General features: G+C 59.9%; 26 protein-coding genes. 13 read left to right on the top strand and 13 right to left on the bottom strand.

The features are described from left to right. Positions 1-8 precede the first annotated feature (8 nt). Genes IF204_RS14795 through IF204_RS14775 form a run of 5 tightly spaced genes read left to right on the top strand, consistent with a single transcriptional unit; the run spans position 9 to position 3,536 of the window. A complete protein-coding gene (locus tag IF204_RS14795) occupies positions 9-470 on the top strand; it encodes a RidA family protein (RefSeq protein ID WP_194097848.1) in 462 nt (153 codons plus the stop codon). Beyond that, complete coding sequence (locus tag IF204_RS14790) at positions 470-1,219, top strand: glycerophosphodiester phosphodiesterase family protein (protein ID WP_194097847.1); 750 nt, start codon at positions 470-472, stop codon at positions 1,217-1,219. Before IF204_RS14795 ends, IF204_RS14790 begins: the two co-directional genes overlap by 1 nt. Positions 1,220-1,250: 31 nt before the next feature. Beyond that, positions 1,251-2,423, top strand: a complete 1,173-nt coding sequence (locus tag IF204_RS14785) for a GNAT family N-acetyltransferase (protein WP_194098245.1) — start codon at positions 1,251-1,253, stop codon at positions 2,421-2,423. Further along, positions 2,423-2,704 carry a 4a-hydroxytetrahydrobiopterin dehydratase gene (locus IF204_RS14780; protein ID WP_194097846.1) on the top strand — a complete coding sequence of 94 codons (282 nt, stop codon included), beginning with the start codon at positions 2,423-2,425 and terminating at the stop codon, positions 2,702-2,704. The genes IF204_RS14785 and IF204_RS14780 overlap by 1 nt, the downstream gene beginning before the upstream one ends. Then, entirely contained in the window at positions 2,688-3,536 is an 849-nt protein-coding gene (locus tag IF204_RS14775) for a mechanosensitive ion channel family protein (RefSeq protein WP_194097845.1), read from the top strand. The genes IF204_RS14780 and IF204_RS14775 overlap by 17 nt, the downstream gene beginning before the upstream one ends. 33 nt (positions 3,537-3,569) lie before the next feature. On the opposite strand, the gene IF204_RS14770 is transcribed toward IF204_RS14775, so the two are convergent. Continuing rightward, a complete protein-coding gene (locus tag IF204_RS14770) occupies positions 3,570-4,058 on the bottom strand; it encodes a peroxiredoxin (protein ID WP_194097844.1) in 489 nt (162 codons plus the stop codon). Positions 4,059-4,141: 83 nt separating this feature from the next. On the opposite strand from IF204_RS14770, the gene IF204_RS14765 reads away from it, so the two are divergent. Genes IF204_RS14765 through IF204_RS14755 form a run of 3 tightly spaced genes read left to right on the top strand, consistent with a single transcriptional unit; the run spans position 4,142 to position 6,563 of the window. Then, the gene (locus IF204_RS14765) at positions 4,142-5,359 is read left to right on the top strand and encodes an NAD(P)/FAD-dependent oxidoreductase (RefSeq protein ID WP_194097843.1); all 1,218 of its coding nucleotides are present in this window, start codon (positions 4,142-4,144) and stop codon (positions 5,357-5,359) included. Continuing rightward, complete coding sequence (rsmD, locus tag IF204_RS14760) at positions 5,356-5,916, top strand: 16S rRNA (guanine(966)-N(2))-methyltransferase RsmD (RefSeq protein WP_194097842.1); 561 nt, start codon at positions 5,356-5,358, stop codon at positions 5,914-5,916. Before IF204_RS14765 ends, rsmD begins: the two co-directional genes overlap by 4 nt. Continuing rightward, positions 5,916-6,563, top strand: coding sequence for an HAD family hydrolase (locus tag IF204_RS14755; protein ID WP_194097841.1), 648 nt, complete (start codon positions 5,916-5,918; stop codon positions 6,561-6,563). The genes rsmD and IF204_RS14755 overlap by 1 nt, the downstream gene beginning before the upstream one ends. Here IF204_RS14755 and IF204_RS14750 read toward each other — a convergent pair. Genes IF204_RS14750 through sfsA form a run of 3 tightly spaced genes read right to left on the bottom strand, consistent with a single transcriptional unit; the run spans position 6,560 to position 8,806 of the window. Further along, positions 6,560-7,174 carry a hypothetical protein gene (locus tag IF204_RS14750; protein WP_194097840.1) on the bottom strand — a complete coding sequence of 205 codons (615 nt, stop codon included), beginning with the start codon at positions 7,172-7,174 and terminating at the stop codon, positions 6,560-6,562. The two genes, IF204_RS14755 and IF204_RS14750, sit on opposite strands and share 4 nt — an antisense overlap. A gap of 48 nt (positions 7,175-7,222) precedes the next feature. Beyond that, positions 7,223-8,035 (bottom strand): type I methionyl aminopeptidase, encoded by an 813-nt coding sequence (map, locus tag IF204_RS14745; RefSeq protein ID WP_194097839.1) that lies wholly within the window; start codon positions 8,033-8,035, stop codon positions 7,223-7,225. A 42-nt stretch (positions 8,036-8,077) separates the two neighbouring features. Next, positions 8,078-8,806 carry a DNA/RNA nuclease SfsA gene (gene sfsA / locus IF204_RS14740; protein WP_194097838.1) on the bottom strand — a complete coding sequence of 243 codons (729 nt, stop codon included), beginning with the start codon at positions 8,804-8,806 and terminating at the stop codon, positions 8,078-8,080. Between the two features lie 41 nt (positions 8,807-8,847). Here sfsA and IF204_RS14735 point away from each other — a divergent pair, with 41 nt between their 5' ends. Genes IF204_RS14735 through IF204_RS20265 form a run of 3 tightly spaced genes read left to right on the top strand, consistent with a single transcriptional unit; the run spans position 8,848 to position 11,207 of the window. After that, the gene (locus IF204_RS14735; RefSeq protein WP_194097837.1) at positions 8,848-9,570 is read left to right on the top strand and encodes a competence/damage-inducible protein A; all 723 of its coding nucleotides are present in this window, start codon (positions 8,848-8,850) and stop codon (positions 9,568-9,570) included. Next, positions 9,567-10,283, top strand: a complete 717-nt coding sequence (locus tag IF204_RS14730) for a GNAT family N-acetyltransferase (protein WP_194097836.1) — start codon at positions 9,567-9,569, stop codon at positions 10,281-10,283. Before IF204_RS14735 ends, IF204_RS14730 begins: the two co-directional genes overlap by 4 nt. 3 nt (positions 10,284-10,286) lie before the next feature. Next, positions 10,287-11,207, top strand: coding sequence for an OmpA family protein (locus tag IF204_RS20265; RefSeq protein ID WP_194097835.1), 921 nt, complete (start codon positions 10,287-10,289; stop codon positions 11,205-11,207). Here IF204_RS20265 and IF204_RS14720 read toward each other — a convergent pair whose 3' ends face one another. The 7 genes from IF204_RS14720 to IF204_RS14690 form a co-directional block, all read right to left on the bottom strand. Then, complete coding sequence (locus IF204_RS14720; RefSeq protein WP_194097834.1) at positions 11,208-12,113, bottom strand: LysR family transcriptional regulator; 906 nt, start codon at positions 12,111-12,113, stop codon at positions 11,208-11,210. Positions 12,114-12,268: 155 nt separating this feature from the next. Next, positions 12,269-14,293: an NADPH-dependent 2,4-dienoyl-CoA reductase gene (locus IF204_RS14715; RefSeq protein WP_194097833.1), complete on the bottom strand. Its 2,025-nt coding sequence runs from the start codon at positions 14,291-14,293 to the stop codon at positions 12,269-12,271. Positions 14,294-14,356: 63 nt separating this feature from the next. Next, a complete protein-coding gene (locus tag IF204_RS14710) occupies positions 14,357-14,680 on the bottom strand; it encodes a DUF3775 domain-containing protein (protein ID WP_194097832.1) in 324 nt (107 codons plus the stop codon). 69 nt (positions 14,681-14,749) lie between these two features. After that, positions 14,750-15,478 carry an SDR family NAD(P)-dependent oxidoreductase gene (locus IF204_RS14705; protein ID WP_194097831.1) on the bottom strand — a complete coding sequence of 243 codons (729 nt, stop codon included), beginning with the start codon at positions 15,476-15,478 and terminating at the stop codon, positions 14,750-14,752. Between the two features lies 1 nt (position 15,479). Continuing rightward, the gene (locus IF204_RS14700; protein ID WP_228069220.1) at positions 15,480-16,034 is read right to left on the bottom strand and encodes a DUF3833 family protein; all 555 of its coding nucleotides are present in this window, start codon (positions 16,032-16,034) and stop codon (positions 15,480-15,482) included. Between the two features lie 9 nt (positions 16,035-16,043). Next, positions 16,044-16,799, bottom strand: a complete 756-nt coding sequence (locus IF204_RS14695) for a DUF1365 domain-containing protein (RefSeq protein ID WP_194097829.1) — start codon at positions 16,797-16,799, stop codon at positions 16,044-16,046. After that, complete coding sequence (locus IF204_RS14690) at positions 16,796-18,097, bottom strand: NAD(P)/FAD-dependent oxidoreductase (RefSeq protein WP_194097828.1); 1,302 nt, start codon at positions 18,095-18,097, stop codon at positions 16,796-16,798. The genes IF204_RS14695 and IF204_RS14690 overlap by 4 nt, the downstream gene beginning before the upstream one ends. A gap of 101 nt (positions 18,098-18,198) precedes the next feature. Between IF204_RS14690 and IF204_RS14685 the strand changes: the two genes are divergently transcribed. Together IF204_RS14685 and IF204_RS14680 are read left to right on the top strand one after the other, a co-directional pair. Continuing rightward, positions 18,199-18,849, top strand: a complete 651-nt coding sequence (locus IF204_RS14685; RefSeq protein WP_167636630.1) for a sigma-70 family RNA polymerase sigma factor — start codon at positions 18,199-18,201, stop codon at positions 18,847-18,849. A gap of 5 nt (positions 18,850-18,854) precedes the next feature. Beyond that, a complete protein-coding gene (locus IF204_RS14680; RefSeq protein ID WP_194097827.1) occupies positions 18,855-19,499 on the top strand; it encodes a ChrR family anti-sigma-E factor in 645 nt (214 codons plus the stop codon). On the opposite strand, the gene IF204_RS14675 is transcribed toward IF204_RS14680, so the two are convergent. Together IF204_RS14675 and mutL are read right to left on the bottom strand one after the other, a co-directional pair. Further along, positions 19,496-20,644 (bottom strand): DNA recombination protein RmuC, encoded by a 1,149-nt coding sequence (locus tag IF204_RS14675; RefSeq protein WP_194097826.1) that lies wholly within the window; start codon positions 20,642-20,644, stop codon positions 19,496-19,498. The genes IF204_RS14680 and IF204_RS14675 overlap by 4 nt on opposite strands. Beyond that, complete coding sequence (gene mutL / locus IF204_RS14670; RefSeq protein WP_194097825.1) at positions 20,644-22,497, bottom strand: DNA mismatch repair endonuclease MutL; 1,854 nt, start codon at positions 22,495-22,497, stop codon at positions 20,644-20,646. The genes IF204_RS14675 and mutL overlap by 1 nt, the downstream gene beginning before the upstream one ends. Between the last annotated feature and the right edge of the window lie 39 nt (positions 22,498-22,536).

Below are 22,536 nucleotides of genomic sequence, written 5' to 3'. Positions count from 1 at the left end.
GATAAACAATGTCTGCTATCGAAAAGAAACTTACCGAATTGGGCATCCACCTGCCCGAAGCTCCGGCTCCGGCCGCCAACTATGTGCCGTTCGTCATCAGCGGCAATCTGGTTCACATCTCGGGCCAAATTTCGCAGGACGCCAACGGTCTGGTCAAAGGCCGTCTCGGCGACACGATGGACGCAGATGCTGGCGCTTCGGCGGCCAAGCAATGCGCCATCAGCTTGCTTGCCCAGCTCAAGGCAGCATGTGACGGCGACCTCGACCGCCTGAAGCGCGTTGTGAAGCTGAACGGCTTTGTTGCCTCGGCGCATGACTTCCACGAACAGCCGAAAGTCATCAACGGCGCGTCGGATTTCCTCGTCGAAGCTCTGGGTGACAAAGGCCGTCATGCACGTTCCGCCGTCGGCGTTGCAGCACTGCCGCTTGGCGTTGCGGTCGAAATCGACGGTATTTTCGAGATCGAATAATGCTTCCCCGTAGCTTCATCGACTGCCCGATTGCCCACCGTGCCTTCCACGACAAGGCTGCGGGCCGACCCGAAAACAGTCTGGCCGCCATCCGTGCAGCCGTCGCTGAAGGCTACGGGATCGAAATCGACCTCCAACTGTCCAAGGACGGTGTGGCTATGGTTTTCCACGACTATAGCCTCACCCGACTGACAGGCGAAAACGGCCCCATTGCCCAGCGCTCTGCTGCCGAGCTTGGGCAAATGACCCTGCTGGGCGGCGATGAAGGCGTCCCGACCTTGGCAGAGGTGCTTGAGGCGGTGGACGGCAAAGTTCCTCTGCTCATCGAGATCAAGGATCAGGACGGCGCACTCGGGCCGAACGTGGGTGCGCTGGAAGAAGCGACCGCCGCTGTGCTGAAAGGCTACACCGGCCCCGTCGCTCTGATGTCGTTCAACCCGCACTCCATAGCCAAGATGGCAGAGCTTCTGCCCGAAGTGCCCCGAGGCCTGACGACCTGCAACTACGCCGCCGAAGATTGGCCGACGATCTCAGCGGCAACCCGTGATGCGCTCCGCGGTATTCCCGATTACGAGCGCACCGGCTCTTGCTTTGTCAGCCACCAGCACACCGATCTGGCCGATCTGCGCATCGCAGAGTTGAAAGCTGGCGGCGCGAATATTCTTTGTTGGACTATTCGTTCGGCTGAGGCTGAAAAAGCTGCACGAGAGATTGCAGATAATGTGACCTTCGAGGGTTATCGCGCTTGACCATTCGGTGCTGGCACACACCATTGCCCGTATGACCGAAGCGCTAGAAGTCAGAACCCACGACAGCATCGCGGAAATCCCTGCCGAAGTGTGGGACGCCTGCGCATTGGCGACGGGTGAGCGGCCACTCGATCCCTTCACCACGCACCGCTTTCTGTCCGCGCTAGAGCAGAGCGGCTCCGTCGGGCCGCGCACTGGTTGGCAGCCGCTCTATCTCTCGGTTCACAAGGGCGGGCAGATCATCGGCGTGGCGCCGCTGTTCGCCAAGGGTCACAGCCAAGGCGAATACGTTTTCGACCACTCTTGGGCCCATGCCTACGAACGTGCGGGCGGCGAATACTATCCCAAGTTCCAGATCGCCGCGCCATTCACCCCCGCGACAGGCCGCCGCTTCCTCACCCGCGCAGGGTTCGAGGCGGAGGGGCTTGCCGCGCTAGTGCAGGGCGCTGTCGAGGTCACCGCGAACAACGGGCTATCATCGCTCCATGTGACGTTCTGCACCGAAGCGGAAGCCATTGCGGGCGAAGCGCTCGGCCTCCTCCACCGGACGGGTCAGCAATTCCACTGGGAAAACCGAGGGTACGAGACCTTCGATGATTTCCTTGCCGAACTTTCGAGCCGTAAGCGCAAAACGATCCGCAAGGAACGCCAGCAGGCGCAGGCATTCGGTGGCGAGATCATCCACCTCACGGGTGATGATCTGAGACCCGAACACTGGGATGCGTTCTGGCGGTTCTATCAGGACACCGGCAGCCGCAAATGGGGCTCGCCCTATCTCACCCGCGCGTTCTTCGACCTCGTGCAGGAAACCATGCGCGATGACGTGCTCCTGGTGCTTGCCGTTCTCGACGGCCGCTATGTGGCGGGTGCGCTGAACTTCATCGGTTCCGAAACCATCTTTGGGCGCTACTGGGGCTGTACGGAGTTTTTCCCCTGCCTGCACTTCGAGCTCTGCTATTATCAGGCCATCGACTACGCCATTGCCCACGGGCTACGCGTCGAGGCAGGCGCGCAGGGCGAACACAAACTGGCGCGCGGGTACCTGCCGCACGAAACCCACTCTCTCCACTGGATTGCCGATAGCCGTTTCCGGCAGGCGGTCGAGGACTTTATCGTTCAGGAAAAACGGATGGTGGACGAGGAAATAGAAATTCTCACGAGCTATGGCCCGTTCAAGCAGACAACGGTAGAAGAGCAGGATTGATGGATACGACCGAACTGACAAATGCGGGCTGGGACCTCTGCGATGAGGGCAAAGCCGTCTGCAAAACCTATGTATTCAGGAACTTTGTCGAAGCCTTCGGGTTTATGACGCGCGCGGCCATTTGGGCCGAAAAGTGGGATCACCACCCCGAGTGGTCCAATGTGTACAAGACGGTCAATGTTAAACTGACCACACATGACACCGGTGGCCTGACGGAAAAAGACGTCAAACTGGCCAAAAAATTTGATGCTCTAAAGGGACTTGATGGAACAGCTACTTGATACAGAAATTTGGAACGGAAACACTGTTGGTGACTACCTGACGCTCGATTTCCTCGCCGGCCTCGCCGGTGACATCCTTTCGATTATTCTCATCGTCATCTTGGGCTTTGCTATTTCTGGCTGGGTCCGTCGCCGCATTATCGCGGTCGGTGAATCCCACCGCCAGCTCGACGATACGCTGTTCCACTTCCTCGGTGATATCGCGCGCTACATCGTCCTGACCTTTGCCGCGCTATTCGTGCTGAACACTTTCGGCATCCAGACGACCTCGATCGTTGCCGTTCTCGGTGCTGCCGGTCTTGCCATCGGCCTCGCGCTTCAAGGCACGCTGTCGAACGTCGCAGCAGGCGTGATGATCATTCTCTTCCGTCCGATCAAAATGGGCGACTTCGTGGAGATCAATGACTCGGTAGGTACGGTGAAAAATATCTCGCTCAACTACACAGAGCTCGCGAACCTCAGCAACGTGCACGTCATCGTTCCCAATAGCGAAGTTTGGGGTAACACGATCATCAACTACTCGGTCAATCCGACCCGCCGCGCCGAATGGACCTTTGGCGTCAGCTACGACAGCGATCTGAAAAAGGCCGAGCAGGTGATCCGCGACACCATCATGAGCGACCCGCGTTCGCACACCGATCCCGAGCCGTTCTTGCAGGTGAACAACCTCGGCGACTTCTCGGTCGATTTTCTGTGCCGTGTGTGGGTGAACGCCGCGGACTACTTCCAGTATCAGGCCGATATGAAGCGGAAGGTGAAAGAAGCGCTGGACGACAACGGGATCGAAATTCCGTTCCCGACGCGGACTGTTTACGAACAGCCGACCGACTAAAAGAAAGCGGGGCCAAACGGCCCCGCTTTTTCGTTAGATTTGTTCGACCATCGAAGCGCCGCCGGAGATGTCGCAGACACCCGGATTATCTTCGAGGTTCAGCACCTTCACTTCACCGTCTTCGGCGAACAGCGCGAAACGCTGCGAACGGTCATAGAGACCGGCAGGTGGCGCGGTGAAATCGAGGCCGATCGCCTTGATAAACGCAGCCGACGGATCGCCGAGCATCTGAATGCCAGCATTCGACGCACCGGTCGATTCGCCCCATGCGCCCATCACGAACGGATCGTTGACCGAAACGCAGATGATCTCGTCTACGCCCTTGGCGGCCAAATCGTCTTTGGCGTTGATAAAGCTCGGGACGTGCGAGGTGGTGCAAGTACCGGTGTAAGCGCCCGGAAGACCGAAGATTACGGTCTTTTTACCTTTGGTCAGCGTCGACAGCTCGACGCTTTCGGGACCTTCGGCGCCCATACGCAACAAAGTTGCCTCGGGTAGTTTGTCGCCAACGGAAATCGTCATAGTTTTCCCCTGTTCGGAATTGAATGTCTTCGAACCGAGGATATAGGTTCGAGCGACAACGAACACAAAAATTGGAGGGGAAAATGCAGCATTTTGTAGTCGTCGGTGGCGGCCAAGCGGGGGCTTCGCTCGTTGCAAAATTGCGCTCCGAGGGATTTGACGGAAAAATCACGCTTATCTGCGCAGAGCCTGTGCATCCCTACCAGCGCCCTCCCCTCTCCAAAGCGTACCTTCTGGGCGAGATGGGCCTCGACCGTCTGATGCTCCGCGCAGAGGAATGGTACGCCGACAACAACATCGACGTGATGCTCGAAACCCGTGTGGTCGAGCTCCGCCCCGAAGAGAAGACCATCATCCTGCAGGGTGAGGTGGAGATGAAATACGACGAGCTCGCGCTCTGCACCGGATCGTACCCGCGCGTCCTGCCCGGCGAAATCGGCGGCGAACTGGACAGCCTCTACACCGTCCGCGATCTGGCGGACGTCGACCTGATGGCACACGAGTTCGAAAGCGGCCGCAATTTGCTGGTTATCGGCGGTGGCTACATTGGCCTTGAGGCTGCGGCGGTCGCGGCCAAGAAGGGCCTGAACGTCACCGTTATCGAAATGGCGCCGCGCATTCTGCAACGTGTGGCTTGTGAACAGACCTCCGATTATTTCCGCGAACTGCATACCGCCAACGGCGTGAAGATCATCGAAGGCGTTGGGCTCAACCGCCTGACCGGTACCGATCGCGTGACTGGCGCGATCCTGACCGACGGCATGGAATTGGACGTCGATTTCGCCATTGCCGGTGTAGGCATTTTGCCGAACACGATCCTCGCAGATGCTTCGGGCATCGCCTGCTCCAACGGCATCGACACGGACCTTCATGGCGCGACCTCCATGCCTGGCGTCTGGGCTGCGGGCGACTGTGCGAACCTCACCTACGAGGGCCAGCGCCTGCGCATCGAAAGCGTTGGCAACGCCATTGACCAAGCTGAGGTCGTGGCCAAGAACATGCTCGGCCAGAACGTCCCCTACACGCCGAAGCCGTGGTTCTGGTCGGACCAATACGACACCAAACTTCAGATTGCTGGCCTGAACCTCGGCTACGACGAAGTGCACGTCAAAACCTTCTCGGATGCGCCCGACAGCCGCGTGCACTGGTACTTCAAGGGCGGCAAGCTCATCGCTTGTGACGCCATGAACGCCGCCAAAGACTACATGGTCGCCAAGCGCCTGATCGAGGCGGGCAAGACGGTCGAGCCAGCTGTCCTCTGCGACGAGAACACGAACATGAAGGCTCTGCTCCGCGCGTGAGGATCATCGGCGGCGCACATCGCGGACTGGCTCTGGCCTCGGTCGGCAAAGGTGATCCGGGCGCACATTTGCGCCCGACCACCGATCGCGTGCGCGAAAGCCTGTTCAACGTTCTGATGGGCGGCCGTTTCGGCGATCCAATCACCGATGCGGTTGTGCTGGACCTGTTCGCGGGCACCGGCGCGCTCGGCCTCGAAGCGATCAGCCGCGGCGCAAGCCATGTCACCTTTGTCGACGATGGCCGCGTTGCGCAGAAGCTGATCCGCGAGAACATTGCAAAGTGCAAGCGCCAGACCGACACCGCTATCGTCGCACGGAACGCGACGAAGCTTGGCCCCTGCACCGCCGCGCCTGCGTCGCTCGTGTTCCTCGACCCGCCGTATGGCATGGGGCTCGGCATGACAGCATTGACCAATGCCAAGGCAAATGGCTGGATCGCGGACGAAGCTCTCATCATTTTCGAAGAGAGCGCACCCCAGCTTGCGCCCGAAGGTTTCGAAGTCCTCGATCAACGGCGATACGGGGATACGCATGTGACATTTTTAGAAAGCATTTGATGACCCCCGATCTTGTTATTTTCGACTGCGACGGCGTGATCGTCGACAGTGAAGGTCCGACCTGCGCCGTGATTGCGAAGCACCTGCGCAAATACGGCATGGAGATTCAGGCAGAGGACGTGCATGAGCTGTTCGTTGGCCAGACCATCCACGAAATCCACCGCACGGGACGCCTGAAAGACCTCGACCTGCCCGACGATTGGAGCGCTCAGGTCTATGAGGAAATGTTCGAAGTTCTGGCCGAAGGCGTTCCGCTCTCGGCTGGCGTGGTCGAGCTGTTTGACGCACTGGAGGCGCAAGGCACCCGCATCGCCATCGCGTCAAACGGTGCGATCGAGAAGATGCAGCATACGCTCGGCCCGCACGGATTGTTCGATCGCTTTGCCGATGGCCGCATGTACTCCGGCCACACCAGCGGCGCACCGAAGCCCCAGCCCGGCATGTTGCATATGGCGATGGAGCAGGCGAAAGCCGCGCCCGAGCGCACGTTCATGATCGACGATAGTGTCGCGGGCGAAGGCGCTGCGCGGAACGCCGGTACCCGCTTCTACGGCTATAACGAACACGGCGGCCGCGAGTTACTAGAGCCTACCGGCGCAGAAATCGTCATGTCGATGCAGGAACTGCACGACCGGCTGGTTGGCTAGACCTTGCGACGGGTTCGCCACGCATGGATCACGACGAGCAGCGGGACAAGCGTGGCGATGACGACAGCGCCCAGATAGCCTTCGTTCTCGATCCCGTAATAGGCGCCCATCGCTCCAGCGAGGACTATGAACACCGGCTTACCGAAGCCTTGGGGGAGATATCGTTGCATCAAGCGGTATGCGATGAAGTATCCGCCCAGCGCGTTCCCCGCTATCCAGAAATAGCTGAAGAACCCCAGCGGTATTTTGAACGGCGCAGGCAGCCAGATCTGCCCGTAGCCCACCATCGGCGACAGCATATCGCAGGACATGTGCACACTGATTCCGATCATCGCGCCCGCCATCGGAGCGGCACCGACCTCTCTCCGGAAGATCAGGAAAACGAGCGCGGGCAGCAGCGAATGGGTGATGATCGAGCGGTGATGCAGCACCGCGATGAGCGACAGGTCGAGGTCCGGGGCGTCGAGGTACAGCCACGCCATCAGGACCATCAAAGCGAGCCTGACGACTGTGGTTTCGGCCAGATCACCGCAGAATGACAAAACAGCCTTCAGCCAGCGCAGTAGGATATGCTCCCGCGCGGTAACTGTCTGGTTTGTCTCGATGGTCATTCGGAAGTGCCAAAGTAAAACGGCGCCCCGTGAAGAGCGCCGCGAAATTCAGTAGGTCGGGTGAAAGATACCACCGGGCGAGAGCGTGAAGATCTCCGCTCCGTCAGCCTTGATCCCGATCGAATGCTCGAACTGCGCCGAGAGCGATTTATCACGGGTTACGGCGGTCCAGTCATCAGACAGGACTTTGGTTTCGGCACGGCCGAGGTTCACCATCGGCTCGATGGTGAAGAACATGCCCTCTTCGAGCACCGGACCCGAGCCCTTGCGACCGTAGTGCAGCACGTTCGGCGGTGCGTGGAACACGCGACCAAGGCCGTGGCCACAGAAATCGCGGACAACGGACATACGCTGGCCTTCGACGTAGGACTGAATGGCATGACCGATGTCGCCAAAGGTGTTGCCCGGCTTCGCCGCTTCGATGCCGAGCATCAGCGCGTCGTGGGTCACTTGGATCAGCCGCTCGGCTTTACGCGGCAGCTTGCCCGCGACGTACATGCGGCTGGTATCGCCGAACCAGCCGTCCTTGATGACGGTGACGTCGATGTTCAGAATATCGCCGTCCTTCAGCGCCTTGTTGCCCGGAATACCGTGGCAGACAACGTGGTTCACGCTGATGCAGCTGGCATGCTGATAGCCGCGGTAACCGATGGTGGCGGAGGTCGTACCGGACTCTTCAACCATCGCGGTGATGCGCTCGTCAAGCTCACCCGTGGTGACGCCGACCTGAACGAACGGAGCGATATCGTCGAGAATTTGCGCCGCGACCTGACCTGCCGCATGCATTCCGGCAAAGTCCGCATCGTCGTAAATCCGGATACCTTCTCGGGTCACGCGCCCGCGCAGATCTTCGTCGCTCACTGGTCTACTCCTATCAAACTTGGGCTTATTTAATCCCGAACGTCAGGCAGGGCCACCCCTACCGCCTTCAAACGTGAACGGGATTTCTGCGGCAACTTCGATACCTTCAGGCGTGATCGTGGTTCTGAGGGCAATGATCTCGACACCAGTATCCATCGCAGCCTTCAGCGCGGCGGAGTATTTCGGGTCAATGTCATGCGCAGGCGTCACGAGATCGCAGTCGGTCCGCTGGACGAGAAACAGCAGAATGGCGCGATGCCCCTGACGCGCCATTTCGGCCAGATCGGCCATGTGCTTGGCCCCACGCGCGGTGACGGAGTCGGGGAATTCCGCGAGCCCATCCTGACGGCAGAGCGTCACCGATTTCACCTCAACCCACGCATCGGGCAGACCGTCTTCAGTCAGGAGGAAATCGGCGCGGCTGTTGTCGCCATACTTCACCTCGGCCCGCACGTTTGAATACGCAGCAAGCGGAGCCACACGCCGCTCCTCCAACGCCAGCTTCAGCGCACGGTTCGGCACAGAGGTATCGACGCCGGTGAAGTGGCCATTTTCGTGATCAACGAGACGCCAGCCGTATTTCAGCTTCTTCTTCGGGTCGTCGTTCGGCTCTAGCCAGATCTTTGAATCGGGCTCGGCTAGCCCCATCATGCTGCCCGGATTTGCACAATGCGCAGTCACTTCGGTGCCGTCCTCTAGCCTGCAATCGGCGAGGAAGCGTTTGTAGCGACGGATCAGGCGGGCGGGCACAAGAGGAGTGGAAAACTTCATAGCCGAACCCTATACCGAAGTGACCAGATTTGGAGAAGCCGATGTCGAACCCTACCGCTGCAATCCTGATTATCGGTGACGAGATCCTCTCCGGTCGCACCCGCGATGCGAATATGCATTTTCTCGCAGGCCAGCTGACCGAAGCAGGTATCCAGTTGAAAGAAGCGCGTATGGTGCCCGACGACCGCGACGTGATTGTGGACGCGGTGAATATCCTGCGCAAAAACTGCGATTATGTCTTCACCTCGGGCGGTATCGGGCCGACGCACGACGATATCACGGCGGACTGCATTGCTGCCGCCTTCGGCGCGAATATCGGCGTGCGCAAGGACGCCTTCGACCTGCTCGACGCGCATTACAAACGCCAGAACAAAGAGTTCAACGAAGCCCGCCAGCGCATGGCCCGCATTCCTGACGGCGCAACCCTGATCGAAAACCCTGTGAGCATCGCTCCTGGTTTCACCATGGAAAACGTGCACGTCATGGCTGGTGTGCCGTCGGTATTCGAGGCAATGGTTGCTTCGGTCCTGCCGACCCTCACAGGCGGCGCGCCGCTGCTGTCGCAGACCTACCGCATCAACCGTGGCGAAGGCGACATCGCCGGCCCGCTTGGTGAACTTGCGGCGGAATACCCCGACATTTCCATCGGCTCTTACCCGTTCACCGAAAACGGCATGTTCGGTGCAAACATCGTGATGCGCAGCACGGATGCAGCGCAGCTCGACGCGGCAATGGTGAAACTGGCAGGGCTTTTCCCTGCATGACGGCAAGCCCCGAAACGCTCTATGACGTGATCGACGCGACGTGGCCTGCGGCAGAGAAATGGACTGACGGACCGTGGACGTTCCGCAAAGGCCTCGGTGCCGGTAGCCGTGTTTCGGCAACCACGGGCAGCGGTACGCTCGCCGATCTGCCCGCCGCCGAAGCGCAGATGACCACCTTGGAACAGCCCAAGCTGTTCATGATCCGGCATGGCGATACCGAACTTGACGAAATGCTCGCCGCACAGGGTTACGTGGTCAAAGACCCTGTAACGTTGATGAGTTCTCCGATCGACCGTATCGCGACCGAGCGCCCTCCTGCCGTGACCACATTCGAGGTCTGGCCCCCGCTCGCCGTTGAGCGCGAAATCTGGCTGGAGGATGGTGTCGGCCCTGCCCGCGTTGCCGTCATGGAGCGTGCAGGTTGCAAACGTATGACCATCCTTGGACGTCTGGACGATACCCCTGCAGGCACGGGATACGTCGGCATCCACAACGGCGTCGCGATGTTCCATGGCCTTGTCACCTTGCCCCGCTTCCGACGTCGCGGCCTTGCGCAACACATGATCCGTGCGATGGCGTTCTGGGCACGCGAGAACGGCGCTGAAGAAATCGCGCTCCTCGTCGTCAAAGCCAACGGCCCCGCCAATGCTCTCTATCAGCGCATGGGTTTCGAGCAGGTCGCGGACTACCACTACCGCATCAAGGCGGAGTGACCCGTGGCGATCCGGCTTTTCATTGCGCTCATATCTATGTTGCTGCCCTCCATGGCGGCTGCGATTTCTCTGCCCGAGAACGCGACGCTTGTTTACGAGGATACCGAAGCCGCTACGAGCTTCGAAGTCCCAACCGGCCCTTGGAATATCGACCGCGGTATGAGCACAGAAGACACCGCCGGCAATGTCGCGCGGCAGGTCTGGCGCATTGATGCCGACCGCCTCACAACGCTTCAGCTTATCGCCCCACTGCGGCAGCAACTGACCGAGGACGGATACACAATCGGCTTCGAGTGCCGCACCGATAGCTGTGGCGGTTTCGATTTCCGCTTCGGTCTGGACCTGACGCCGCCACCCGCGATGCTCGTTGACCTCGGTGACTACCGCTATCTCCTTGCAAAGAAGGCAGGCGAAACGGTGGTGCTGTTCGTCAGCAAAACGCTCGGCGCTGGGTATGTCGAAGTTATCCGCATCGGCCGTTTAAACGACGAGCCAGTAGCCGACAGCGAAGCCGCACCTGTTGTCGCTGCCGAACAGGAACCGGTAGCGGACGACATGGCCAGCGCCTTTATGACGACCGGTCATGTGGAGCTTTGGGATCTGACGTTCGAGACCGGCTCTTCCGAACTGAGCGGCGACACCTACCAGTCGCTCGCCGATCTCGCTTCCTATCTTGAATCTCACCCAACGGTAAGGATAGCTCTGGTCGGCCACACCGATAGCCAAGGTTCGCTCAATGCTAACATCGACGTGTCGAAAGCACGTGCCCGCGCTGTGCTAGAGCGCCTTGCAGGCACCTACGGTATTTCGCGTGACCGCATGGATGCGCAGGGCATGGGCTACCTCGCCCCCCGCAGCTCAAATCTGACGCAAGAAGGCCGCGACGCCAACCGGCGGGTCGAGGCTATCGCGCTTAGTAACTGATCACCAGTTATCGGGGCCCTTGTCCGCAAACGAGTTCACGAGGAAATCGATAAACGCGCGCACCTTTGGCTGGGTGAAACGACCCGGCGGGTAGACGGCATAGATGCCCTGCTTCTCTGCCGGAAGGTCCGGAATGGCTTCCTGCACCAGCCCCCGCTTCATCGCATCCGCATAGAGGAACGACGGCAGGTATGCGATGCCGAGGCCCGAAACACATGCGTTCAGCAGCGACTGGCCATCATTGACCGTCAGCCAACCGGCAGTGCGAACCTGACGCTTTTCGCCGCTCGGCGCAGTGATTTTCCAGACCGCGTTGTTCGCTTGGTTTGAGTAATGCAGCAGCTTGTGGTCGTTCAGATCGTCGATCTTCTGCGGACGACCATACTGTTGGAAATAGTTTGGTGAGGCGATCATGCGCAGCGTCGTGTCGGTGAGCTTGCGGGCACGCAGCGTGCTATCTTCCAATTCGCCCACACGGATCGCCATGTCGAACCCTTCGGAGATCAGCTCCACGTAGCGGTTGTTCAACACCATGTTGACAGTGATGTCTGGGAACTCCTGAAGGAACCCGTTCAGCACGGGCGAGAGATGGTTCACGCCGAAGTCCGTTGCAACGCTGATGCGGAGCAGACCCGACGGCGCGGATTGCATCGACGTGACCAGCGCGTCGGCTTCGCCTGCGTCGTTGAGGACGCGGCGAGCGCGGTCATAATACGCAAGGCCGATTTCGGTCGGGCTGACACGGCGCGTGGTGCGGTTCAGCAGGCGTGCGCCAAGTCGCGCCTCAAGGGACGACACGTGCTTGGATACGGCCGATTTCGAGATGCCCATCTTCTTGGCTGCATCTGTAAATCCACCCTGATCCACAACTGTGGCGAACGCTTCCATCTCTGTGAGGCGATCCATTCGCGTGGTCCTCTCTACCAATTCCTCAGGCTGGTTATCGTGTCCAAATCGGGCACAATCTGGGCCGTTGCCTGACAATATCGCGGATTCCGCCCATGCTATGGTGAACGGAATTTTAGCGACTTATCTTATGGAATCCGTCGAGATGCCTGTAATTAAAGGCTCGCAGCGAGGCGCGTCCCCTGATCGATCGCACGCTTCGCATCAAGCTCTGCCGCGACATCCGCGCCGCCGATCACGTGACAGGGAATCCCCTTGTCCGCGAGTTCGTCAGCTAGCGAGCGGTCCGATTCCTGACCAGCGCAAAGCACGATGGTGTCGCACGGGATCAGTTGCTCGTTTTCGCGGGCCTCACCTTCGCTGACCCAGATACCTTCGGGCGTGATGCGTTCGTAGTTCACACCGCCCTTCATCTTTACGCCCTTCATCTGGAGCGTCGAGCGGTGAATCCAGCCGGTTGTCTTGCCAAGACGACGTCCCGGTTTTTCGGCCTTCCGCTGGAGCAGTGTGACCTGACGCAGCGGTTCGGTCGGCTGGGGGCCTTCGGGCGCGATGCCCCCGCGCTGCTGTTCGGGATCAGTGACGCCCCATTCGGTGAGCCACTCAGGCAGGTCATCGGTCGGGCTGTTTTCGCCGGTGACGAGGAATTCGGACACATCGAAACCGATGCCCCCTGCCCCGATGACCACGACGGATTTGCCCACGTCAGCACCTTTGAGCACCTGAATGTAGTTCAGCACATGCGGCAGGTCCTGCCCTTCGATCCTCGGGTCACGCGGATTGACGCCGGTAGCGATGATGACCTCGTTATAGCCCTCCAGAGCCTCGACGGTCGCCATAGTGCCGAGCTTCAGGTCGATATTACGGCTCTGCACCATCGTGGTGAACCAGTGGACCAGACCGTGGAATTCTTCCTTCCCCGGCACCTGACGGGCGAGGTTGAGCTGACCGCCGATACGGTCGGACTTGTCGAAGAGCGCAACGTGGTGGCCACGCTCGGCAGCGGTCAGCGCGGCGGACAGGCCAGCAGGGCCGGCACCAACGACAGCGATCTTCTTGGGCGTCTCGGCTGCCTCAATAACCAGTTCGGTTTCGTGACACGCGCGCGGGTTCACGAGGCAGGATGTCAGCTTGCCGCTAAAGGTGTGGTCGAGGCAGGCTTGGTTACACGCGATGCACGGCGCGATCTGATCGGCACGACCTTCAGCCGCTTTGCGCACGAAATCCGGATCGGCGAGGAACGGGCGGGCCATTGAAACCATGTCGGCGCAGCCGTCCTCCAACACGCTTTCTGCGACGGCAGGATCGTTGATGCGGTTGGAGGTAATGACGGGGATCGACACATGCCCCATCAGCTTTTTCGTCACCCACGAAAACGCGCGGCGCGGCACGCTTGTGGCGATGGTCGGAATGCGAGCCTCGTGCCAGCCGATGCCTGTGTTGATGATGCTTGCGCCTGCTTTCTCGACTGTTTTGGCGAGGGTGACGACTTCTTCAAAGGTCGAGCCATTCGGGATCAGGTCGATCATCGACAGGCGGTAGATGACGATAAAGTCCGTGCCGACAGCCTCGCGCACGCGGCGGACAACTTCAACAGGCAGGCGCATACGGTTCTCGTACGAGCCGCCCCAGCGGTCTTCGCGCCGGTTGGTGTGGGTGACGAGAAACTCGTTCAGGAAGTACCCCTCGGACCCCATGATCTCGACCCCGTCATACCCTGCCTCGCGGGCGCGGGTCGCGGCGGTGACGATGTCCGCAATCTGCTTTTCAATTCCGTCCTCATCCAGTTCGTTCGGCACGAACGGAGAGATCGGTGATTTGATCGGGGACGGCGCGACGCAATCCTTGCCGTAGGCGTAGCGCCCCGCGTGAAGGATCTGCATCGCGATACGACCACCCGCATCATGAACGCGGTCCGTGACAACGCGGTGGTTGGCAATGTCCTGATCTGTGAATAGCCCCGCAGCACCCGGAAACACGCCGCCCTCGCGGTTCGGAGCCATACCGCCCGTGACGATCAGACCGACCCCGCCGCGCGCACGAGCAGCATAGAATTCGGCAACTCGGTTCCAGTCGCGTGTCTCCTCAAGGCCGGTATGCATGGAACCCATCAGCACGCGATTGGGCAGCGTGACAAAGCCGAGGTCGAGCGGCGCGAGAAGATGCGGATAATCGGTCATGGTTGCCTCCCTTTGCGGGTGACCATGAACCTTGTTGACGCCTCCGTCACCTGCAACGCGGCGTCATACCGAACGGTAGAGATCGTCTTCCTCTGCATTCACGTCGACCCCGAGCGCGTCCATGCCCGCCTCCAAGTGATCAGCGAGATGTGGCGAGCCGCCAAGGTAGGTCGTGGTGGGCGTCGATGCCTCGTTCACTGCAGTGGCGTAGGCTTCGTCGTATTCGGCAGCATCAAAGCTCCCGCGACCGATCCAGAAGACCGCAACAAGTCCCGCCTGTTCGTCTTCGGTCAGCGTGTTGATGAACTGATCCATTTCCGGCGCGCCGCGACGTGCATCGCGGGCGAGGATGATGACTTCGGCAACTTTGTCAGCGCTGATATGCATAAGGGCCTCCTGTTCCTTCGTAGAACAGGATGGCCCTTGTAGAGTGCTCAGGCTTTGATCCAGAGCAAGTCAGACGAGCTTGTAATAGAGCCAGTCCGGCAGGAACTGCGACGCACGGAGCATGATGCCCATCGGTGCGGGGAAGGACTTCTTGAAATCATCGGAGTTCATGTGCTCGAAGATTTCAGCAGCCGCGTCTTCCGGCTCCATCATCATTGGCATGTTGAAGTCGTTCTTGTCAGTCAGGCGGGTTTTGATGAACCCGGGATTGACGATCTGAACGTTGACGTTGGTTTCCTTGAGGTCGGCGCGCATACCTTCGGCCAGCGACAGAAGCGCGGCCTTGGACGCACCGTAGCCGATCGAACCAGGAAGGCCGCGGTAGGCTGTCAGCGACGAGGTCAGGATGATGTGGCCTTGGTTCTTTTGCACCATGGTCGGCAGCACCGCACCCACGCAGCGCATCGCGCCAAGGAAGTTGGTGTCGCCCATCAGTTCGGCTTTTTCATTGTCCCATTCTGTCGCGGCCATCGGCCAGTATGCACCGGCGAGGTAGACCATGCCGTCAATGGCGCCTGCCTCTTTGGCAGCCTTTTCGACGCTTTTGATATCGGTCACATCAATGGTCACCACATCGGCGTGCGCGGGCAGTTCAGCGGCCAGTTCTTTCAGCCGATCCTCGCTCCGCGCCGAGAGTACGAGCTTTACGCCGCTCTTGCTCAGCTTTTGCGCAAGAGCGCGCCCCAAACCCTCGCTGGCTCCAATAATCCAGTACCGCTTGCCTGCCCAATCATCCATCTCAATACTCTCCGGCGGGCCTCATCGTCGCGACGAGTTCAGCAACTTTCAGCCCGAACTTTCTAAATTGCGATCTATTCATGAGGACACCGTCCGGGGTCGTATAGATCCAGTCCGTGACGGACAGCACATGCCCACCCGCATCCTCGGTCAGTCTAATACGATAGTGCAGCACAAGCGCCGATCCAGCGACGCGGCCATGTCCGGTGCCGACGAGGTCCTCTGCTTCGGCGGAAATCCGACCATCAGGGTGCAGAACGAGGTCCCAACGGCGGTCTTGCGTGTTGCCGCTGTCATAGCGGAAACGTTCGATCATGATGGCGCGATCACCGTCCCAATTAACCGAGAAATTGCCGACAAAGCGCGACGACACCCTTCCGAGCGGCCCGTAGATCAGCCCCTCGCTCAGGATGGGTCCGTTGAGATCGCGGCGGATATCGAACGGGCGGCCAGACTGATAGTGGTCCAGCTTTTGCGAGACGAAACTTGCGTATCGTTGCCACAGCAAGGCGACGACGACCGCGATAATGAGGCCGACCAGAATACCGATAATCATCATGACACCTTAACGACTGACTTCTTGAGCAGGCGGCTCTGGTCTGCTGCGATACAGAGCGCCCTTGAACTTGAGTTTGAGCGCCTGCCAGTAGATCAGCGCGAGTACGCGGATCGACCCCAACGGGCGTTTGATGGCCGTCCGGACGATGCCGGAGTTGGTAAGCCGTTTGCGCTCACCAACCAGCGTCGCGACCACCCCGCCTTCAGCATGTCGGTAGTCGATGACGATATTGACCTTGTTGTCCTCCACACCGAACCGGAACCGGTAGGTCCCGTTGATCGGCTGGAAGGGCGAGACGTGGAAAATCTTCTGCGCTTCGACCCAGCCGCCACTTCCCAGCGGTGCAAAGTTATCGTGATGACAGAGGTAGCTGTGACGATCGCCAAAGGTGTTCGTGACCTCTGCAATCGCGACCCGCAGCACTCCGCATTCATCATGGCAGAGCCAGAAGCTGACCGGATTGAACACATGCCCCAGCACCCGCGGCTGCGCGAGCAGCAGAATACGGCCGCCCAGCTGGATACCCGCTTCGCCCAGCGCCTGTCGCGCCCAAGCAACGCCTGTGCCGTTCTTTGGCTCACCGCCGTAATCGCGGTCATGGACGGCAACCATTGCACTCTTGTTGCGGCCGAACAGCGACGGCGCATCGACCTCTAGCTCGGGATCAAGCAGGACGTAATCCACGTGGTAGGAGAAGGCATTCTTGATGTCGCCCCGCCTGCCGTGGAAGGTCTTTCCCTCGATATGTTGAATACCGTTCATTCTGCCGCCACACTGAATTCCTGAGCCGATTGCAGCGCGTTGACCACGTCAATCGCGCTCGACAGACCGTCTTCGTGAAAACCGTTCTTCATCCATGCGCCGCAGAACCACGTGCGGTTCTGACCGTTGATCGCAGCAACCTGCTTTTGCCCTTCGAGCGCCGCGAGATCATAAACCGGATGGCGCAGGGTCACTTCGTCCCAGATCAGCTCCTCGCGGATGGTGCGGGTGCTGTTGAGGGTCACGAACAGCTCGTCCTTCTTCAGCCACGGCTGGAGGTTGTTCATCCAATACGTCAGGTCGATCTGATCGGTCTGCTTGCCGTGCATTTCGGTGTAGTTCCACGACGACCAGACAACGCGGCGCTTGGGCATGATGTCCGCGTCCGAGTGCAGGACGACGCGGTTCGGCTGATACTTGATCGCGCCGAGCGCCTCCTGTTCCGCAGCGGTCGGATCAGCCAGTAGACGGAGGCTGTCATCCGAATGGGTGGCAAAGATCACTTCGTCGAAGTGCTCCCACTCACCACCGTGAACACGCACCTCAGCACCAGCACCGGTGCGGCGCACGCCTTCTACCCAAGCCCCAAGGCGTAGATCGACGTTGTTCAGGTTCAGACGGTTTTCCAAACGCGACACATAGCTGCGCGAGCCACTGGCCACCGTGTACCACTGGTGTTGTCCAGTGTGGTGCAGCAGCGCGTGGTTTTCGAAGAACTGCATCATCGCATAGGCGGGGAAGTCGGCGATTTTTTCAACTGGCGTCGACCAGATCGCACCCGACAGCGGGAGGAGGTAGCGGTTGCGGAACCACTCTCCGGTGCCGAGTTTCTTGAGCATCTCCTCGACCGTCATCGTGCGATCGGACCGCGCAACGTCCAGCGCGTTCGCGTTGAAGTGCATGATATCGCGTACCATGCGGAGGTGCTTGGGATTCAACGCGTTCATCGGCTGCGCGAAAATCGCGCGAAGGCTTTTCAGCGCGTATTCATACCGACCGTCACCCAGCGATGCACCAAAGCTCATGTCTGATTTGACAGTCGGCACTTCCAACTCGCGAAACAGCTCGACCAGGTGCGGGTAGTTCACGTGATTGAAAACGATGAAACCGGTATCAACCGACTGGTCACCATCGCGTCCGCCCATGCGGGTGCGGGCATGACCGCCGAGGTCTTTTTCCGCTTCGAAGAGCGTGACGTTGTGCGTCTCCGCCAGTTTGTAGGCGGCGCCCATACCCGAAATACCACCGCCGATAATGGCGACTTTGCTCGGGATGCGGCGGGGGACGTGCACGTTCATCAAAGTTCTCCGTATTTTTGAAGACTTACGTGAGTTCATGCAGCTTGGATGAAAATAAAAAACGCGGTGATCCACTTTGGCGCGACTTCCGTAGAAGAAGTATGTTGAACCTCGTCGATACCCGTGCCGATAATGTGGCCATACCAATGCACGTCCGCGCAATGCGGCAGCCGTTGGCCAATCGGAAGAGCAAGGAAAAACGGGTGGTAAACGAAAACAACGGTCGAATGGCATGGGTCGCAGAAGTTAACGCGATCCGTGAACATCAGGACAAGCAGGCATTTGCCCGCCTGTTCAGCCATTTCGCACCGCGTGTGAAAGGTTTCTTGGTGCGGGGCGGCGCGGCTCCGGATCAGGCAGAAGAGATTGCTCAGGATGTGATGGCCACGATGTGGCGCAAAGCACACTTGTTCGATCCTGCCCGTGCGAGTGTGTCCACTTGGATCTTCACGATCGCGCGCAACAGGCAGATCGACATCATCCGCCGCGCAAGACGACCCGAACCCGAGGATCTGCCTTGGGGACCCGAAGCGGAGCCGGACCAGGAAGAACAGGTCGCGCTCCAGCAAGACACCGAACGACTGGGCAAGGCGATAGCCGAATTGCCCGACAAACAAAGAGAGCTGGTCGAAAAAGCCTACTTTGGCGAATTGACCCATGCGCAGATTGCCGAAGAAACTGGCCTGCCGCTGGGCACGATCAAATCACGGATAAGGTTGGCGCTGGACCGCTTGCGTCATGCGATGAGATGAAGCCGATGAAAGATATCAAACACCACCTCACCAATTCCCTGCTGATGGGTTACGCTGCGGGCACCCTGCCTGAAGCGTTCAACCTCGTCGTGGCGACGCACATTTCGCTGTGTGACGAATGCCGTGCCCAACTGGCCGAATTCGAAGCCGTTGGCGGCGAAGTCATGATGCGCACCGATGCGATGGCCATGAGTGCCGATGCACTGGACATTGCGCTCGCCGCCCTGACGGACTCGCCAGAGGAAGTGCAGATCAAAGCCGAGCGTGCAGGTATCTTTCCGACTCCGCTCGCCAACTATGTCGGCGGCGACGTCGAAGCCGTGCGTTGGCGCCGCGTTGGCGGCGGTGTGAAGCAGATGATCCTGCCGACCGACGGCGGTGCGACCGTTCGCCTGCTGCACATTCCGGCTGGTGCGTCGGTGCCTGACCACGGTCATCGTGGATTGGAACTGACGCTGGTTCTGCAAGGCGCGTTCAAGGATGAAACCGACCGCTTCGGCACTGGTGACATCGAAGTCGCGAACGAAGAACTGGACCACACGCCGATTGCCGAGGACGGGCTGGACTGCATCTGCCTTGCCGCGACCGATGCGCCGCTCAAGTTCAATTCGTTCCTGCCGCGCCTCGCGCAGCCGTTCGTGAAGATTTAATCCTGCACCAGCGGGACGACTGACGGATTGGTTTCGGGGGCAAGTTCTTCGAAATCGAAGTTGTCGAGCCGCTGAGCCCGCTTCCCTGCCTTTTCGGCACTAATCTTGATCTCGGCAATATCCTTGGCCGCCATGTTGAAGTGGCGGTCGAGGTTTTCCACGCGAGAGCCAAGGCGATCTACGTCCCCATAAAGCTTCGATAACTCCTGACGAATGGCACCCGCCTGTTCGCGCATACGCGCATCCTTCAGGATCGCGCGCATCGTGTTTAGCGTGGCCATGCATGTTGTCGGCGAAACGATATAGACGCGCGCAGCAAACCCTTCTCGGACCAGTTCAGAGAAGTTCGCGTGGATCTCCGCGTAGACGGCCTCGGACGGTAAAAACAGGATCGCGCCGTCAGCGGTCTCGCCCTCGATGATGTATTTCTCGCTGATCGCACGGATGTGGTTACGCACCGCGATCCGCATCTGGCGCACGCCTTCCAGCTTCTCCTGCTCGGTCTCGGCTTTGCGCATCCGTTCGTATGGTTCGAGCGGAAATTTACTGTCGATCACAATCGGCCCTGGCGGGTTGGGCAGGTGGATCAGACAGTCGGCGCGCTTGCCGTTCGAGAGCGTGTGCTGGAGGCGATAACTGTCGCTCGGCAGGGCTTTGGACACGATGTCCTGCAACTGGATTTCACCAAACGCACCACGAGTTTGCTTGTTCGAGAGAATGTCTTGCAACCCGAGCACGTCGCCCGACAGTTTGGTGATATTCTCCTGCGCTTTGTCGATGGTCTTCAGGCGTTGCTGAAGCTCACCAAGGCTCTGCGCCGTGGCTTTGGTGCTGAGCGTGAGGTTCCGGTTCACGACCTCGTTCACCTGCTGGAGCCGCGCTTCCATCAGCTTGAGCATATGCGCCTGCGATTTGGCCTGCGCTTCGGACACCGACGACAGACCGCCGACGAGCTGCTGCTGCCCGTCCGAAAGCATTTGTACGCGCTGGTTCACATGGCCCATCTGGCTCGCCACCATCTGCGCCATGTGCGCCGATTGCCCTGCCCGCTTTACGACCATCAGCAGCAGGACGATGACGAACAGGGCCAAGGCACCCGCTGCTAGCACGATCAACGTCTGCGGATCATTCAGATCGAGCGTCATCAGGTGCGACCGAACAGGCGTTCGATGTCTGATAGGCGGAGCTCCACATAGGTCGGGCGCCCGTGGTTGCACTGGCCCGAATGCGGCGTGGCTTCCATCTCGCGGAGGAGAGCATTCATTTCCTCGCCGCGCATCCGGCGACCGGAACGGATGGAGCCGTGGCACGCAACGCGCGACAGGATCGCTTCGATCCGCACTTGGACCGTGGTGCTGTCACCAAGGTCCGCGAGTTCATCGAGGATATCGCGCAGCATGGCATCCGCGTTGACCTCTCCAAGAATAGCAGGGGTTTCGCGGACACAGATCGCGCCGCCGCCGAAGGGTTCGATTGTCAGGCCGAGCTTCGTCAGATCGTCAGCCAGATCGAGCAACATCTGCGCATCGCCAGACGATAGTTCGACAATTTCGGGGATCAGTAGAGCCTGTGCAGCAACGCCATTCTCGGCCATCTGCTTTTTCAGCTTTTCATAAACGAGGCGTTCGTGCGCCGCATGCTGATCGACGATCACCATACCCGTTTCCGTCTGCGCGATGATGTAGTTCTCGTGGACCTGCGCGCGTGCAGCGCCAAGAGGGAGCGCCTCCAGCGGCTTGGCCTCTTCGATCACCGGCTCGACGCGGGCGGACGGCGCGGACATCTCGGCAAAGCCCGAATACTCTGGCGCGGGCGCCTGCATGTCGTAGCTCGTGCTGCGGGCTGTATAGGTCGGCCGTTCGACGCGGTATGGCGCCTGATAGACCGGCGCGGTTGGCTGTTCGGGACGCATCGCGCCCAGCGTTTCGGACGCGACTGTGGAAGACGCGCGGTGACCGGCACCGGCGAGCGCGTGACGCAGGCCAGAAACGATAAGGCCGCGCACCAGACCAGGCTCGCGGAAACGGACCTCGGACTTCGCGGGGTGCACGTTGACATCGACGAGCTGCGGATTGCAGTCGACGAACAGCGCAGCGGCAGGATGGCGGTCGCGGCTGAGGAAATCCATATATGCGCCGCGCAGCGCACCGATGAGCAGCTTGTCCTTTACCGGACGGCCATTCACGAACAAGAACTGCGCAACGGACGAACCGCGCGAATAAGTCGGCAGCGCGGCGTAGCCAGTCAGGTGGAAACCATCACGCTCGGCATCAATGGCAATCGAATTCTCCGCGAAATCACGGCCCAGCACGGTGGCCAAACGCCCGTTCAGCGCGTCGAACATCTCGCCCTGCTCCGCATCGGCGCGGAAGACCTCGCGGCGGTTGCCACCGGACGCATCGACGAGGCTGAAGCTGATGAACGGCTCCGCCATGGCGAGGCGTTTAACTGTGTCGGTCACAGCCTGCGCCTCTGCGCGATCCGTGCGCAGGAATTTCAGGCGGGCGGGCGTGGCGTAGAACAGGTCTTTCAGTTCGACGACCGTGCCTTCGGACAGCGCGGCGGGCTTCACCGCCTCCATGCGGCCACCGGCAACAGCGATGACCGAGGCTTCTTCACCGCCGCAACGGCTGGTGATGGTCAGGCGGCCGACCGCGCCGAGCGACGGCAAAGCCTCCCCGCGGAAGCCGAACGAATGGATGTTCAGAAGGTCCGAGCCGTCGATCTTGGACGTCGCATGGCGCGACAGCGCGAGCGGCAGCTGGTCAGCAGTGATGCCGCAGCCGTTGTCGGTCACGCGGATCAGAGTCTTACCGCCATCGGCGATCACGACCTCGATACGGGTCGCACCAGCGTCGATGGAGTTCTCGACCAGTTCCTTGACCGCAGCAGACGGACGTTCCACCACCTCACCCGCAGCGATGCGGTTGATGGCGGTTTCGTCCAATTGCCTGATTACGGGACGGTTGGGGGTTATCTTGGGGTTTGCTAGAGCCATGCCACAAAACGTAGCATGGCCCTCACTGATTCACGAGGG

The sequence above is a fragment of the Marivivens aquimaris genome (assembly GCF_015220045.1).
In the GTDB taxonomy this organism is placed as follows: Bacteria; Pseudomonadota; Alphaproteobacteria; order Rhodobacterales; family Rhodobacteraceae; genus Marivivens; species Marivivens aquimaris.
This window is presented reverse-complemented; position numbering and strand designations above follow the sequence as displayed.